Source organism: Streptomyces sp. NRRL S-1022, assembly GCF_000720135.1.
Lineage (GTDB): Bacteria > Actinomycetota > Actinomycetes > Streptomycetales > Streptomycetaceae > Streptomyces.
This window is the reverse complement of the sequence record NZ_JOIU01000045.1, coordinates 20066-34998: the sequence shown is the minus strand read 5'-3', so window position 1 is coordinate 34998 and position 14933 is coordinate 20066. Positions and strand designations below refer to the sequence as shown.

At 69.9% G+C, this 14933-nt stretch carries 11 protein-coding genes; 5 read left to right on the top strand and 6 right to left on the bottom strand.

Annotated features, from left to right (window positions below):
- Together IG05_RS42935 and IG05_RS0139490 are read left to right on the top strand one after the other, a co-directional pair.
- On the top strand, nt 1-902 hold a 902-nt coding region (locus IG05_RS42935), incomplete at its 5' end, for a type IV secretory system conjugative DNA transfer family protein (protein WP_030348942.1).
- Complete coding sequence (locus IG05_RS0139490; RefSeq protein ID WP_030348941.1) at nt 899-1555, top strand: hypothetical protein; 657 nt, start codon at nt 899-901, stop codon at nt 1553-1555. The genes IG05_RS42935 and IG05_RS0139490, both read left to right, overlap by 4 nt.
- Before the next feature lie 57 nt (nt 1556-1612).
- On the opposite strand, the gene IG05_RS48150 is transcribed toward IG05_RS0139490, so the two are convergent.
- The 5 genes from IG05_RS48150 to IG05_RS0139465 form a co-directional block, all read right to left on the bottom strand.
- Nucleotides 1613-2173, bottom strand: a complete 561-nt coding sequence (locus tag IG05_RS48150; RefSeq protein ID WP_158839127.1) for a hypothetical protein — start codon at nt 2171-2173, stop codon at nt 1613-1615.
- A gap of 247 nt (nt 2174-2420) precedes the next feature.
- Complete coding sequence (locus tag IG05_RS48145) at nt 2421-2597, bottom strand: hypothetical protein (protein ID WP_158839126.1); 177 nt, start codon at nt 2595-2597, stop codon at nt 2421-2423.
- Between the two features lie 385 nt (nt 2598-2982).
- The gene (mobF, locus tag IG05_RS0139475; protein WP_078894846.1) at nt 2983-7713 is read right to left on the bottom strand and encodes a MobF family relaxase; all 4731 of its coding nucleotides are present in this window, start codon (nt 7711-7713) and stop codon (nt 2983-2985) included.
- Between the two features lie 529 nt (nt 7714-8242).
- Complete coding sequence (locus IG05_RS0139470; RefSeq protein ID WP_030348938.1) at nt 8243-8761, bottom strand: hypothetical protein; 519 nt, start codon at nt 8759-8761, stop codon at nt 8243-8245.
- Nucleotides 8758-9549 (bottom strand): hypothetical protein, encoded by a 792-nt coding sequence (locus tag IG05_RS0139465; protein WP_158839125.1) that lies wholly within the window; start codon nt 9547-9549, stop codon nt 8758-8760. Before IG05_RS0139465 ends, IG05_RS0139470 begins: the two co-directional genes overlap by 4 nt.
- A 281-nt stretch (nt 9550-9830) precedes the next feature.
- Between IG05_RS0139465 and IG05_RS0139460 the strand changes: the two genes are divergently transcribed.
- Nucleotides 9831-10502: a hypothetical protein gene (locus tag IG05_RS0139460; RefSeq protein WP_234336252.1), complete on the top strand. Its 672-nt coding sequence runs from the start codon at nt 9831-9833 to the stop codon at nt 10500-10502.
- Between the two features lie 615 nt (nt 10503-11117).
- Nucleotides 11118-11249, top strand: a complete 132-nt coding sequence (locus tag IG05_RS50130; RefSeq protein ID WP_267883342.1) for a hypothetical protein — start codon at nt 11118-11120, stop codon at nt 11247-11249.
- Between the two features lie 1588 nt (nt 11250-12837).
- On the opposite strand, the gene IG05_RS44005 is transcribed toward IG05_RS50130, so the two are convergent.
- Complete coding sequence (locus tag IG05_RS44005) at nt 12838-13569, bottom strand: hypothetical protein (protein WP_030348935.1); 732 nt, start codon at nt 13567-13569, stop codon at nt 12838-12840.
- A 513-nt stretch (nt 13570-14082) separates the two neighbouring features.
- Here IG05_RS44005 and IG05_RS0139450 point away from each other — a divergent pair.
- On the top strand, nt 14083-14823 hold the full coding sequence (locus IG05_RS0139450) for a nuclease-related domain-containing protein (protein ID WP_030348934.1): 741 nt from the start codon (nt 14083-14085) through the stop codon (nt 14821-14823).
- Nucleotides 14824-14933: the final 110 nt, after the last annotated feature.

Here is a 14933-nt window from a genome sequence, read left to right as displayed (position 1 = left end):
AGATCGTCAGCCCCCGCCCCGGGGAGCAGAAGTTCGACGTCCAGGACTTCCTCAACAGCCGCGGCACGCTCTACGTGATGGGCCGGGACATGCGGTACGGCTCCGTCGCCCCGCTATTCTCTGCGCTGGTGGGCGAAATCTACGATGCCGCCTACGTCCGGGCGGACAACTCCCCCGGCGGACGACTGGACCCGTACCTGCGGATGGTCCTAGACGAGGCGGCCGTGATCTGTCCCCTGCCGCTTCACCTGTGGTCGGCGGATGCCGGCGGCCGCAACATCCAGCTGCTGATCTCCGTCCAGTCCCCGTCCCAGCTGCGCGACCGATGGGGAACGAACGGCGCGCAGACCATCATGAACAACAGCACGCGCGTGGTCCTGGGCGGCCTGTCGCTGCCACAGGATCTGGAAGAACTCTCCCTGCTGTGCGGGGAGAAAGACGAGGAGATCGCCTCCCCGAACCGCACGGACGACGACAAGCAGTCGCGCAGCATCTCCGTTCGGCGGGCCCGGGTCATGCCCCAGGACGCCATCCGGCAGATGGCTGAAGGCACCGGCCTGATCTTCTACCGGCACCTGCCGCCCATCCGGTACCGCTTCACGCCGGTCTGGCAGCGTGCCGACGTCAGGGCGCTCGCCAAGCATGACAAGGCCCGGCTGGAACTGGAGGCCAAGCTGAACAGGAAGGGCCCCCGCTACCTCGCCAAGGCAGCCAAGGCCAGGGGCAAGCTGAACGAGGATCTGAAGAAGCTGGGCATCCGGCCGGAGCAGCCGGTGCTGCCTCCGCAGATGCCCTCGACGGCCCCGATCGTCCATGAGCAGCCCGTGCAGGCTCCGGGCGTGCCTTCCCAGCCGGGGTACGGCTACCCGGCCGCTGACGCTGACCGGAGGTACACCGCATGAGCGAGCGCAGCCGTGGGGCCGCCGAGCCGTCGCGCGACGTGCTGGCACTCTGGGAACGCAGTCGGGATCTGGGCAAGCGCCTCGACGGGGTGTCCGAACGGCTGGAGGCCCTGGAAGGCTTCGGCCTCCCGGACACGGTGGCGGACCTGGCGCTGACCGTGAAGAAGCTGACGGAGAAGCCGGAGGCGCAGAAGTTCCCCGTCTGGGACTGGTCGACGTTCAACTCGCAGCAGCAGGCACAGGCGTGGGAGATCCTGCTGGAATGGACGATGGGCACTTTCCGGGTGCGGTATCCGCGGTCCTTTGCGGAGATGCTGGGCTACCACAAGATGCCGGTGTCCTGCTGGCACCTGCACCCGGACATGGTGGAAGCCCTCACCGGCCTGATGGCCGCCTGGAACTGGGCCTTCCGTGACCCGGAATCGGGGCCGCTGCGGGTAGCCGAGTGGCTGGGCCGGTGGCTGCCGGACGCGGTGCGGCAGGGCCGGTTCATCCTCGACGGCTGCAACGTGCGCCCGGAACCGCCCGACCAGTACGGCAGGACCAACCCGTACAACGGCCACAAGGACCCGCTGGAGAACAAGAAGGTGGAAACTCCCCCAGACCTGCAGCAGTACATCCACATGCTGAAGACGGGCGAAGTTCCAGCCTGAGCCCGGCAATGACAGAGGCCCGGACCGATGGGGTCCGGGCCTCTTCGCGTGCGCACGTCAGGCGGCCGCCGGCACGGGCCGTGCCTTCCCGACGAACAGCGCCCAGCGGACCGCCTCCCGAACGCCCAGGGCATAGTCCCGGTCGACGTCGGGCCAGTCGTTGCCCTCCAGGCGGTCGATCGCGTGCGTCTTCTCCAGGCCTACCTGCCGGACGGTGTACGGGTAATCGTGGACTTCGCCGCTGATCGGCGCGTTCTGCAGCTCCCCCAGCAGCCAGGCGGTCACCGCCCACACTCCCTGGGCGAACCAAGCGGGCCGGCTCACGTCGTATTCGTCCTCGTCCTCGTCCAGCTGCACGAGTGCCTGCTCGCCGACGTGGAACTGCCGGGCGGCGTCGTCTCGCAGCGCTTCCAGCTCCTCCCGTGTCCGGCGGACTCCTCCTGGAAGCCCTGGCGTGCTCGGGGCCGGCGTCGGGATGCGGGTGGGCCCGTACTCGTGGCCAGGCCAGGACGGAGTGGCTCCAGGCGCGATCGTCGGACGCTCGGGGACGGGGAGGACGTCCGACACGGGCGGGTGGAGTCGGCGTGGGTGCCACTGCGACTCGCTGCTGCTGGCCATGTGCACGACGGTAGCCGCGGGGACTGACACCGGGCCAGGGGTCGTGTCTCTCCGGCGGTTCGCCGTAGGTCGGCTCACCACACTTGGTTCATGGGGACTAGCACGTCGGCGTCGTGGACTCAGGACCTTCCGCCTCAGATTGCGGTCTGTTCGAATCCTGGTGCCTCCCGAAGTGGTGAACATCTGATGTCCGTTCTCGTGGACAGAGCCAAGGGACCTGTATCGCGCGATACAGGTCCCTGTCATGTCAGGAGCCGTCGCCAAAGACGTCGGCGCTGATCGCCGCCCTCACGGCCTCGCGGGTGAGGGCGGAGGCGGCACCGCCGATCGCGGCCAAGACGCCCTTCTTCACGAACTCGCGGCGGGGATCCCGTTGGGGCGCCGGCACTTGGGTCGGCTGCTGGTCGGGCTGCTCGGTGCTCACTGATCCTCCAGGTCTCGAAAGTCTTCCCGGCCCCGACAGATCGGGGCAGTCGTGAGGGTGAGGGAGCCGCGGGTTAGTCCCGCAAGGTCGTGCTCCTGCCTCATGGGTCAACACCCAGCCCGGGGCGATGAAGAAGTCACTGCCCCAGGCGCAAGAGCAGAGGAACAGTCCGCCAGACGGCATTCAATGAATCGGCGGGCAACTCTTCCCTCGAAGTCCTCAAGAGAGTCGAGAGCCCGGTAGATGACCCGGTTGCGTCATCGGGCACAACCGGGTCAGCCCCACAAGAGCCCTGCATCTCCCCAAATGGTTATGGGGGAAGTGGGCCTGGATGTTTGGGTGGCTGTCAGAGGTTCCTTACAGCCACCGGACGTGCACCGTCCGCCTACAGCCCGACCTCGTGCCCCTTGGGGTCGATCTCCGGGACCTCGATCTGCTGTTCCGGCTGCTGCACCACCACGGGCTCGTCCCGGCGGGCGCGTTCGGCTTCCTCCATCTGCCGGGTCTGCTCGCGGTCGGCCAGGATCTCCGTCGCCCTGGCTGCGGTCTGGACGGCCTGCTGCAGCTCCTCCCGGGTGAGCGGTTGGCCCTCGGCGTGGGCCCGCTCGTGGGCCTCGCGCAGCCGCTCCTGCTCGCCGGCCTCCGGCCGTTCCAGCTCCGGTGCCAGCGTCGGTTCCTGCACGTCCTCTTGCAGTTCCAGGGCCTCCGGCGCCGCCTGGGGTTCCGGCGCGCGGAGTTCCAGCTGCCGCTGTGCCTCCTGCGCCTGGGCCCGAACGTCCTCTGTGTGGTCGTGCCAGGCCTGCCGTGCCTGATGGACCTCTTCCAGGGCCTCGCGGTCCTCTTCCAGCTGGGCGGCCAGGGCGTCGTAGCCCTCGACGGCGGCCTGCAGCTCCTCGGCCCGTGCCGGCTCCTCCGCCTCGCGGGCCTCGATCAGCTTCTGTACCGCCTCGCGCTGCAGCTCGGTCACGGACTCGCTGACCAGACGCAGCTGGTCAGCGACGTGCGGCGGTGCCCACTCGGTCTCGCGCTCGTACTGCTCGACCATGCGCCGCAGTGTGGCGTCGGTGGCGCCCACCAGCTCGATCCGGCCCTCCGGCTCGCCCAGGGCCCGGTATGCCCGGTCCCAGTCCTGGCGGACGTCGACCGCACCGCGGCCCGGCCGCTGGCCAATCGGGTCGCGCTCGTGGTCGTGCTCGTGAGCCTCGCGGTACGCGGCCACGGTGCCAGCGCGCTCGATCCAGCGCTCCCGCCACTCGGGGGCGTCCGGCACCGGGCCCAGCTGCTGCGCCCACTGCGGCAGCTCCCCGGCCTCGGCCTGTTCCAGCAACTGGCGGCCCAGTTCCAGGCGCTTCTCCTCGGCCAGTTCCGCCACGGCGCGGGCGTACTCGCCCTTGCGGCCCTCGATGTCGGCGACGCGGTTCCGCCAGTCGGTGCGCTCCTCGGCGGCCGCCCGGTGCTCCTCCGCGATGCGGTGGCGCTCCTGGCCCTCCTGCTGCCCGTGCAGCACTTCGGCGCCCAGCTGCATGGCCATCACCTGGTCCAGGGCGGCCTGCTGCTGCGCCTGCTCGGCGGCGGCCGCCTCGGCCGCGCGCTGGGTCCCCGCCGGGTCGATGACCTGGGCCTGAATGACCGCCTGCTGCGCGGCCAGGGCGTCCTCCTGGCTGCCGTTCCAGGCCAGGATGGGCGCCTGCTGCATGACCTCGGCCTGCCGCAGGGCCTCCGCCTGCGCCTCGTCGCTCACCTCGTGGCCGACGTGGGCCACGGGCGCGGTGGCCAGCTGCCCCATGAGGTCGTTGACCGTGGCTTCCTGCCGCTCGACGGCCTCGCGCACGCGCTGCTCGTCCGCGCGGACCTGACGCCGCTCGGCGGCCTCCAGCTCACGCTCCGCCCGCCAGTGCAGCACCTTCCCCAGATCCTTGGCATCCTCCAGTCGTCCCTGGGCCACCGTCCGCATGATGCCCTCGGCGTCGTACCCGGCCGCCTCGGCGGCCCGGCCCAGACGGATCAGGGACCCGAACGCCTCGCTGCTGGCCAGCTCGCTGTACCGCTCAGCGCCCAGCTCCTCATACAGCACGCGGCCCAGCTTCGTGGTGGCGTGCTCGGTCGCCAGGTCTTCCAGCTCGAACGTGTGCTTGGCCAGGGACTGCGCCCACGCTTCCTCGTCGCGCTGCACCTGGGTGGCCGACTTCTCGACGCTGCTGTTCTCCAGCGTCTGCTTGTAAAGGGCCATCGGGTCCGGCCGCTGCTCGGCGGGCACGCCTGGCATGTCCGTGGACATGTAGGCGGTGTTCCGTTCGCGGCCGCGGGTCATGGCGACGTAGAAGGCTTCCCTGGAACCGGTGCCGTCCCAGTAGCTGTGTGCTGTTCCAACCGTGCGGCCCTGGGTGGAATGGATGGTGCCCGCATACGCCAGGTCGACGTGCTCCTGCACGTACTCGGGCGGAAGCTGGAGTGTGTCCCCGTCGTCGTAGGCGACGGTCACCGCGCCATCCTCGGCGATGCCCAGCACCTTCACCACGTCCCGGTTCGTGGCGAACCGCTCGCCGGACGCGGTGGTCATCCGCCGGCTGTTCTTGCGGAGCTGGATCATGTCGCCCTTGCCGACGGTCAGCCCGCGGTCCGGCAGCTCGATGCCCTCGGCCTCGACCTGGCCAAGCCGCACAAGGTCTTGCCGTGCACGGGCGGCCAGCTCGTCCGCCTGCTCCTTCGTCGGGGCGATCAGCACCGCGTCCCTACCGGCCACGTGGTCGGCCAGCCAGAACTGGTACGAGGCTTCCAGCATCTCCTCACGGGTTCCAGCCCGGAGACGTCCACGGGCGTCGTACTCCGCGAGCACGGCCGCGTCGCCCTGGCGCAGCCGCAAAGACGCCCGCTTCTCCCACTCGGACTTGAACCGCATCACCTGGTCCAGGCGGTGCACGTTCGGCAGCTCGTCCGTGAGCTGGGAGAAGATGCCGCCGGAACCGACACTGTCCAGCTGGGCGTTGTCGCCCACGTACAGCACCTTGGCGCCGGCGCGGGCGGCCACGCGGCGGATCTCGTCCAGCTGGCCCGTCTCCGCCATGGATGCCTCGTCCACGAGGATCAGCTGACCGGACTGCAGTTGGAACGCTGCCCGCTCGTCTTCGGCCACGGGTGCACCGGATTCCAGGCGACGGTGAACGTCCAAGAACTTGGCGATGTTCTGCGCGTTCCGCACGCCCTCCTCGGACAGCACACGGGCCGCGCGCTGGCTGACGGTCAGGCCGATCACGGGGCCGCACTGCTGCGTCCAAGTGTCGTGGATCGCACCCGCCAGACGGCTCTTTCCAGTACCTGCGGGGGCGGCCACAACCTCCATGCGCCGGCCGGACGCGAGGATGGAGCGGAACGCCTTCTCCTGGCCCTCGTTCAGCCCGGCCTCGGCCACGGCCGCCTCGATCGCCTCGCGGGAGACAGCGGGGGCGCCCAGCTCTGTCGCCTGCTCGATTACCCGTCCTTCGCGCTCCAGGTGGGCCTTCGTGGCGTACCGGACGGCACCGTGGCGGGCGTACACGCTCAGCCCGTCATCACGGGTCAACTCGGGGGGAAGCGGAACCAGGTTGCGGGCGGTCAGCCGCACCACCTCGGTGTCCGCGCCCGACTGCAACGCCGCGTCCACCAGCTCGTTGACGAGGGCGCGCACCTGGCTGCGTTCCAACCCGCCGAGACAGTCCGGAAGCGCCTTGGTGATCTCCACGATCAGGTCACCGCGACGCCACGCGCTCTTGGAATCCTGGGCGTTCTCGACGGCGGTCCGCACCACCTTCGCGGGGTCGAATTCCAGCCCCGATTCCAGGTCGACGGCGCGCTGTTCCAACTCCGCCGATGCGCGTTCCACCTGAGCTGGAATGTCCGCCAGGGACTCACGTGTGTCGGCCACCATGTCCGCCTCCCACTGCTCCAGCAGCTGCTCGCGCGGGACGGCGGCGGTCTTGCCCTTGCGCTCCGCCAGGTTCACCCACTGCGCCATCCGGGCCAGCTCGTGGGCGCCCGGCGGGCGGCCCTCGCGGTCCTCGTACGCGCGGGCCAGCTCGGCGGTGCCCTTGGTGATGGTCCGCCGGCGGGAGCTGTACTTGTCGCGCTTCTCCTCGCTGATGCCGACGATTTCGCGGGCCATGCCGTCCGGGCGCATGGCGGCGCGGATACCCAGCTTGCGGTACAGCGCTTCGTCCCACGCCTTCTCGGCGATGTGCCCGGCAGCCTTGGTGTGCCGGTAAATCTCCTGCCCGTCGATGGTCAGCCACTTGGAGCGGACCTCGCCCGTCACCTGGTCGACTTCCTCGACCTGCACGCGGTTCCAGATGGCGTTGTGGACGTGCAGCTGCGGGTCGTTGTCCCGGCTCGTGTGCTGGCGGAAGCTTGCGATCGTCCACCGGTGGGCGTCGACCTGGCGGCCGGTCGGGGCGCCCTCGGCGTCCTTGGCGCCATGGCGTCCGTCGCGGGCGTACCCGGCCTCTTCCTGCAGGAATTCCAGCCCGGCCTGGACGCCTTCCATCACGGCCTCCCATACCGCGTCCGCCTTGGCGGCCGCCGCGGCCGCGCCCTCCAGGTCGCCGGCCTCGCGGAGCCGCTGGGCCTCGATCTGGAACCCGGCGTGCAGCAGGCTGTACGACTTCGGCACGCTGAACGTGACGTCGTAGTACGAGCGGCTGGAGGGGGCGTTCTGGCGCACCTTCAGCTCCGCCTCACGGCGCTGCTCAGGAGTGGCGTCCGGGCCCAGCTTCTCCAGCGCGGCCGCCACCTTCTCCTCCGTCGACTTCGCGTAGTCGTACGGCTTCCGGCCGACCCGGGCAGCGTCGTAGACGGCCGCCACCTCCGCCTTCCACTCGTCCGAACCCGGCTCGGCGATGATTGCGGAGAGTGACGCGCGAACCCGCGCGTGGAACTGAGGGTGCGTGAACTTCGAGTACATGTCTGACATCAGCTCGTGATCAACTTCGCCGGTCAGACCAAGATCCTTAGCACCGTCCCCGAGCCACATCCCGGCGGGCTCCCCCGCCTGCTCGATCGACTTCAAGTAGTAGTGCTCGCCACCCTTACCGACCTGATTGATCAGGTACCCGGGGTCAGATCCCGGGCTCACGGTGGCAGTCATGCAGATCACTGTAAGTGGCCATCGGATGGTAATGCAAGGGTGTGTTAGAGAGATGCTTGTACCTTGAGAGTGACGGATCGTTAGGTGGTCTGGGTCCTTGGGTGGCTGTCGTGGGTCCGATGACCTGCTAGGTGCTGGTGGTCTGGGTCGTTGCTGGGGTGCTACCTGTCCGATGGACCTGGGCGGGTTGGCTGGCCTTCCTTGGGACGCTGGACGGGCGGGTGTTGACGACTGCGGGCGGCTGCCCGCTACCCTGTGCCGACGACGACAGAGGCCCGACCCGCAGCGCGTGGGCGGGCCTCGACTGTTACCAGGCGTGGTTTTCGGCGGCGGGTGCGGCGCCTGGTCCGGCTCGGCCGGACGCCTCCAGGTCTAGCGTGCACACGCTTCACGCGGCCCGGCAACCGGGCCCCTGCCCGGCCGCTACGGGATACCGGGGTCACCGCCGGGAGCGTCCTCCGGCGGTGCGAGGCAGACCCCTCAACCTGGGCCCGGTGCGTCCGTTCGGCCTAGCGTGCACACGCTTCGTTCACCAGAGGGTGTCCTGGCGGTCGCCGGAGGGGTGCCCGGCCGCGAGCGCGGCCGCGATGGCGGCGGCCTCCTCGCCGGGGGCGGCCGCCAGGATGGCGTCCCGGACGGCGACGGCCCGGCCCGCCGCGCCCCGCACGTCCGCGAGCGGGTGACCGGTCAGCCCGCGACGGGCCTGGAAGTCCAGGATGTTCTGCAGGCGGTCACCGATCAGCCAGTGCGTCGGGTTCTGACAGCTGGCCTCGTCGCACTTGTGCCGGACGATGGCGCCCGCCTGCAGGGCGGCCGCGCCCTGGTGGATGGCGAAGCCCAGCACGTGGGCGGAGACCACGCGGGAGGTGCCCGCCGGGCGGCTGCCCGCCCGGAGCTTGCCGTGTCCGGAGTCGCTGATGGCCCCCAGCCACCAGTGGCATGACGTCGGGCCGGGGCCGCGGTACACCTTGGCCTCGTACCGTTCCACGGTCGCCGGGTCGGCGGCCAGGGCCTGCCACGGAACCGCCGTGGTCGGCTCGGCAGTCACGGCGTCACCCGCGCCGCGACGGGCTCGGCCGGCGCGGGCTCCTCGCCCAGCTGCAGCACCAGTTCCAGCGTCGATTCCGGCTTTGGCTCCCGGGGCTGGAACTCCTGCCTGCACCGCCCACACAGCACCGGAGCCTCTTCCAGGAAAGCCGGGGTGACCTGCATCCGGCGGGGCGTCTCACAGCCGCACTCGACGGCCAGGCGCTTCCCGGCCCGGCCTCGACCGCCGCGGGGGCCCGGGTTGTTCTCGTCCTGCTCCTGGTCCTCGCCGGGCTCGGTCTCGTCGCCCTTGGACTCCTCGATGTGCGCGAGCGCGGCCGCGTCCAGCTTCCGGATCTGGGCCGCGTACCGGTTCACCGTGGCGGCCGTGATCAGGGCCTCCGAGAACCCGATCACCTTCGCGGCCCGCTTCGGCGGCTCCAGCCCCAGCTCCTGCGCCAGGGCCGCGTACCGGCGGTTGTGCCAGCGGCCCGCACATGAGGTGTCCTGGATGCCCCGGACCGCCGCGAGCGCGTGCGCTGCCTCGTGCAGCATCGTCTCCACGACCACCTCGCCTCCCTTAGCGATGGCCTCGCCGGACACGAACAGCTCCGCTCGGCGGCCGGCAGCTGTTGCGTCCTGCCAGCGGTCCGCCGCGTGGTGGCCCAGCGTCAGGCGCTTGGTGCTGCGTCGCTTCTGCCCGGTTCCAGTCACGATCACGACGTCTGGAACGTCGGGGTGGTGCTTCTGGATCGCGCCCCAGACCGATTCCAGGGCGGTGATGATCCGAGTCCCCTCCTGAGTCGTCATGCTGCAAATCGTAGCGTGCACACGCTATTTCGGGGGAGGGGTCGGCGGGGGCTGGAACGGCGACGGCCGCCGCTGGAACCCCGATTCCAGCGGCGGCCGTGGACGGCTCGTGGTCAGTCGTCGTACGCGTCGGGTTCGGGGCAAGCCCTTCGGCCACTTCCGTGGCCGAACCGTGGCGTGACTGGCGAGTCGCGGGAGGAAGCGGGTATCTCTACCGCACGACGGGACGTGGTGGTGATGGGGAGTTGACCCTGGTGGATCTGTGGTGGAGGCATCCTCCCGTGCCTGGGTCCCGGCGCTCCCAACGGCAGCGGGCAGTCTCCGAACTGCGCGCCCAGGGCCGGTACGGGCCCGAACTCCGCGACGTGCTCCCCGGCTTCGTCGGCCTCGTCCTGGCCGTGCTCGCGCCCGTCCTGCTGCTCGTCTGGTTCTACCGCGCGCTCGGCGTCGGCGGCCTGGTGCTAGGCGTCGTGCTGCTCGCGGCGGCCGCCGCGGTGGGCGTGCGCTGGCGCCGGGCGGTGGTCCGCCGGCGCGGCGGGCACTACACCGCGGCGGAGCTGACCCGGCTCGATGACCAGGGCCTGGCGGTGGCGGCCGCGCGGATGCTGCGGCGCGACGGCTGGCGCGTGGTCGACCTGACCGCCCGCGAGGGGCGGCCGCGCCTGTACGCCCGGGACCGCCGGGGCCGTGAACTCGACGTCGCGTTCCGCCCGGTGGCGAGCTCGGCCGCCACGGACGAGGACGAGGGCGTGCCCGCCCCCCTGCGGGAGGCCGGCCGACCCGGGATCGACCGCCTGATCCGGGTCGTGGTCCACCTCGGCGGCTTCAGCCGCACGGACGTGCTCTGGGCCTCCCGCCAGGGCGGCGTCCAGCTCCTCGACGGCCGCCAGCTACAGCGTTGGGCGGCTGGAGAGTCACTGGACGACCTCGGTCTTCCGGCACGGTCGGGGTAACAGTCCGCTCCGACTGTTACCCCTGCTGACCTGCGAAGGTTCCGGAAACCCACCAGGAAACGAGGGGCTGCCGCAGACCTCCTCCTCGCACTTGTGCGGTCGTGACGGCGGGAGTACGGAGGAGTGGCTCGGCTCCGACCGGCTCAACCGGCATCCAAGCCGGTACCGCTCCCCCCCCCAACCGCCAGCATGTTCTTCCGAGCAACGTGCGTTCTGGCAGGCCACCTTGTCGAGCACGGTGCTGTGCAGGGCCGCCTGCCGGTCGACCTGTGGCCTCGGTCACATCACGAGTCTGCTTCAACTCGCCGCGGGCCGGTGGTCCTTCGGTGGGGTTGCCGGGGCCTTCTCACGACGAGAAGGCCTGACTGTGTATCTACACAATGGGGCCTTGAGCTGCGGTTTCCTAAACCAGGGGTCCGGGCTTCTAGGGTAGAGAATTCATGACCCCGCTTAGGCATTACTGGGCAATGCATTCGACGGTACGGTGGAAGGCGGCCTTAAAGGCCTCCAACTGTTCGGAGGCTACCGCCCGTTGATGGTATTGTTCCCAGCATTACACCTCCTCGGCTGCCCGGGTGGCATCCAGCTGGTTCCACCGGCGAGAGGAGGTGAGGTGTGACCACTGGAACGGGCCCCGAAGGGGGCAACGATCCGGTGGGGGCGAAGCTGCTTCGCTGGGCCACGGACGTGGCTCGGCTCGTAGGAGCCGTCCTTCAGGCCGTGTACTACGGCCGGAAGGACTGGTGACCTGCGGCTGAAGAAGCCGATGGGCCCTCCCCCGGCACTGCAGACCAAGGGTGGGCCCATCGATCGTCCTACACCATGCTGAACCGTGAGGCCCCACGTACTTGCTGCCAGGCGAGGAGTGGGGCCTCACGCATGTGGACGTTGACGCAACGACACTTGGTCGCGCTGGTGACAGACTACCATGGAGTAAATCAATTTCGCCCGGCTGGTATCTGTTTGGATTCCCGGGCACGATCTCCAAATGTGTCAGCTCACCCCGATTCATTTTCCACGTTGCTGGAATCATCGTGACGGATTCCAAAGCGTCTGCCGCGTTCTTGTTTCGTAGTTCGCGAAGTTGTCCAGCGTTGGAATCCACAGTGCACTTCGTGAATCTGTCCAGCGCTGAACTCCACGTACAGTCCCGCGTTGCGTCCCCGTTCGTGGGGGACGGCACTCCGCCGGCGTCGGCAGCGGGAGCTGGCGACGCCCTGAGCCAGAGCGGCGGTCAAGGCTGAAGGGTTGCCTCAGCCGCAGGTCGTGCCTCCGGTCAACAAGGGGGTTGACCGGGGCAACCCGGGGCGCGAGACAGGGTGAGACACCCTGAATGGCTGTGAGACACCCGTGAGACAGGGGTGAGACACCGCGAGAGAGGCCTGCACCACGTGTGAGACACCGGTGAGCCAGGGGCAAGAGACTGTGAACCCAGCGGCTTCTCGTGGACTGCTGTATACGCGCGGTAGACGGGCTGTAGACCGGACCTGGAACGCCTGGACCTGCGACACAACGCCGTGAGTGCGGGCTGGGACAGCGTGAGGCCCCCGGCTGAGACAGTGGTGAGAGCCGGATGGAACAGCTCTGTCCACCCGTGTCCACCGCGCTGGTCTACTCCTTTCCACCGTGAACCGCTTGAACCGTGAACCAGTGGACAGCGTGAACCGTGAACCACCGTGAACCGGTGAACCCCGTGAACAGTGAACCGGGTCGCGGCGCGCTGGTCGCCGGCGGCGCACGGCAGGCAAGAGGTCCGACGGCTCAGAGGCAAGCCGGTCAAGTTGACTCTTGGGACAGGCAATTGCCCGGCGCCTGCAAGCGTTGCCGGCGCGGAGCAGTCACCCTGCATGTCGTGGGCATGTCAACGTGCGAGGAACGGGCATACAGGTATTTGACCTGCGCGTTTTCATGGTTCGCGGCTTTTTCATTGCCGATCCAGCGGGCTTCGAAATGGCAGCCCCAGGTCGCCCATACAGCCTACTTGGAGCAGGCTTGGGGGTGACTTGGAGCTTTTGATCTGCCGTCACCTCGGGACCACATTTGACGGCACGGGAGGTGCCATGTCCTGGCGTGCTGTTTAACAGCACGAGGCCACACGGTGCGCGGACGGGGTAGACGATCGGTGGCTTGTCGGCCGGGTTCGCAAGCATCCGGTGGACGGTCTCAGGGTGCCAGCCGTCCTCGTCCCGGAGCTGAGGGGCCGCGAGCGCGGCCGGCCCGCTTCACCTTCAACTCGCTCGCCGGGTCACCACGGCGGCGGCGCGCTGAGCGGAGCGCCCACGACGGTCCCGGTCCGTCGACTCCGGGCACGGGTGCCTCTTCTGCAGGCGGCTGGTCATCCGCCCGCACCAGGCTGGCGGCCTTCCTCGCGCAGCCGGGCGGCGCGGGCGCGGGCGTCTGCGGCCTGTTCGGCGGCTTCGGGCCGCCCGTCCTCGGCGGCGATGCGCTCCAGCAGTGCGGCCTTGCGCTCGTAGACCGCGGCACGTTCGGCGGGGCTGGCGCCGTGCGCGGTCAGGTGCTGGATGGCAGCCAGGACCTGGTTCATCTCCTCCACCGTGGTCAGTGGCGGCAGGTGTCCGGTCACCGGGTGCTCCGTACCTCGCGCGGAGGGCACGTGCTCACGCGCCCAGGCGTCCAGCCGGGCCCCCGTGGCGGTGGGCTCCAGCGCGGCTTCGTGCAGGACCGGGGCGGGATATGGGCTGGCGGCGGTGCCGGGTTCGTAGGGCTGTACCAGGGAGAACTGCCACTCATCGACGGCGTCCTTGTAGCGCTCGTGGGCGGACTGGCGGGTGATGCCGCCAAGCCGCTGGCCGATCTCCTCCCAGCTGGTGCCCTTCTGCCGTTCGTGGATGACCGCCCACCGCAGCACTTGCTGCGCGAGTTCGACCAGGGTCTGGGCTTCCTCGACCAGCTCGCCAGGATGGGCGTACGTGTCATCGGTGGGAACGCCGGCGGCGGCGCGCTCTGCGAGATCGCGCTGCTCGAAGGAAAGGACGAGGCGGCTCAGAGCCCGGCGGCTGTAGGCGTATCGGTCGGTAGAGACGTCGTGTGTCGCGTCATCGCTCATAGTGTCAGGTTACGCCTGACAAACAGTGGTCGTCAGGTAATTCTTGACATGGCATATGCCGATCTGGGGCATGCGGCGGGTTCGCCGGACCGGTCACCACGGCGGTGGCGCGGTGAGCGGAGCGCCCACGACGGGCCCGGCCACATCGCGGCAGCAGCTGCTCCCCCTCGGCCACGGCCGGCGGTGCGGTCTCCTCATGCGCCCGCATCCGCGACGGCGGGAGTACGGCGCCCGGCCCGACTCCGGCGGAGTCGACGGCGAGCCGGTCCCGGGCCACCCATCCCCCTCCCGTAGCCAGCCTTTCCTCCGGCACAACCGATCCGCCGCAGACGGCAGCGCTCGCGCCACGTAAACCGCCCACCGTGGCCGAGAGGCTGTGGCGTCAAGCCGTCATACTCGCGAGTAGTGCTCGATTCTGTGACGGCTGCACGTCACGCCTGGTGTCTCGCGCGACGGGCTGCGCGTCGGCGCCACGCTCTCGACCGGCAGCGACCGGAGCAGTACGGGCATCACATGACGACGGCTGGATACCGGGGCGGCGCGGGCGCGAGCGCGGGACGGATGGGAGAGGCCGCGCGGGCGGCGGAACGGGCGGCACAGCATCGGCGGGCCAAGGTGGTGCTGCCGCTCCTCGCGGCGGCCGCCGCGGTGGTCGGCTGGGCCGTGGCCACCGTGGGGAACTGGCAGCTCGGCCTGGTCGCCGCGCTCGTCGTCGCGGGACTCGGCGTCCGGCGGTTATACCGGCGGGCCCACAACAGCTGGGCGGTGGGCGCCGCTGGAGAGGCCCGGACGGCGCGGCTCCTGGCCCCGCTCGTCCGCCGGGGCCACGCCGTGGTGCTCCACGATCGGGCCATCCCTGGGAGCCGCGCGAACCTGGACCACCTGGTCTTCACGGCCGCCGGCGCGGCGTACGTCGACACGAAGAACTGGACGTCGGACAAGTCCCGGCTGGCCGTGCAGGGCGGGACCCTGCGGTACGGCCGGTACGACCAGACTCGCGCCCTGCAGACGGTGGTCTGGGAGGCCGAACAGGCGGCCCGCGCGCTCGGCGTCCCGGTCCGCCCGGTGGTCGCCGTGCATGGGGCGAAGGTCCCGGCGCCGCGCGGCCGGCTCGAACTGCAGGGCGTGACCGTGGTGGAAGCGAAGCGACTGCGGGGCCTGCTCCGGAGCCTTCCGCCCCAGCCTGGGTGGGACTCGGCCCGGATGGCGGCGGTCGGGCAGCTGGCGGAACGGACGCTGCCCCCGGCTTCCTGACGAGGAACTACAGAAGGGCCCGGCCGATTGGCCGGGCCCTTCGCCGTCCCCACGCTGGGCTGCTGGTGCAGGATCGACGGCCAGGCGGAATCATCCGGGCACCATTCGGA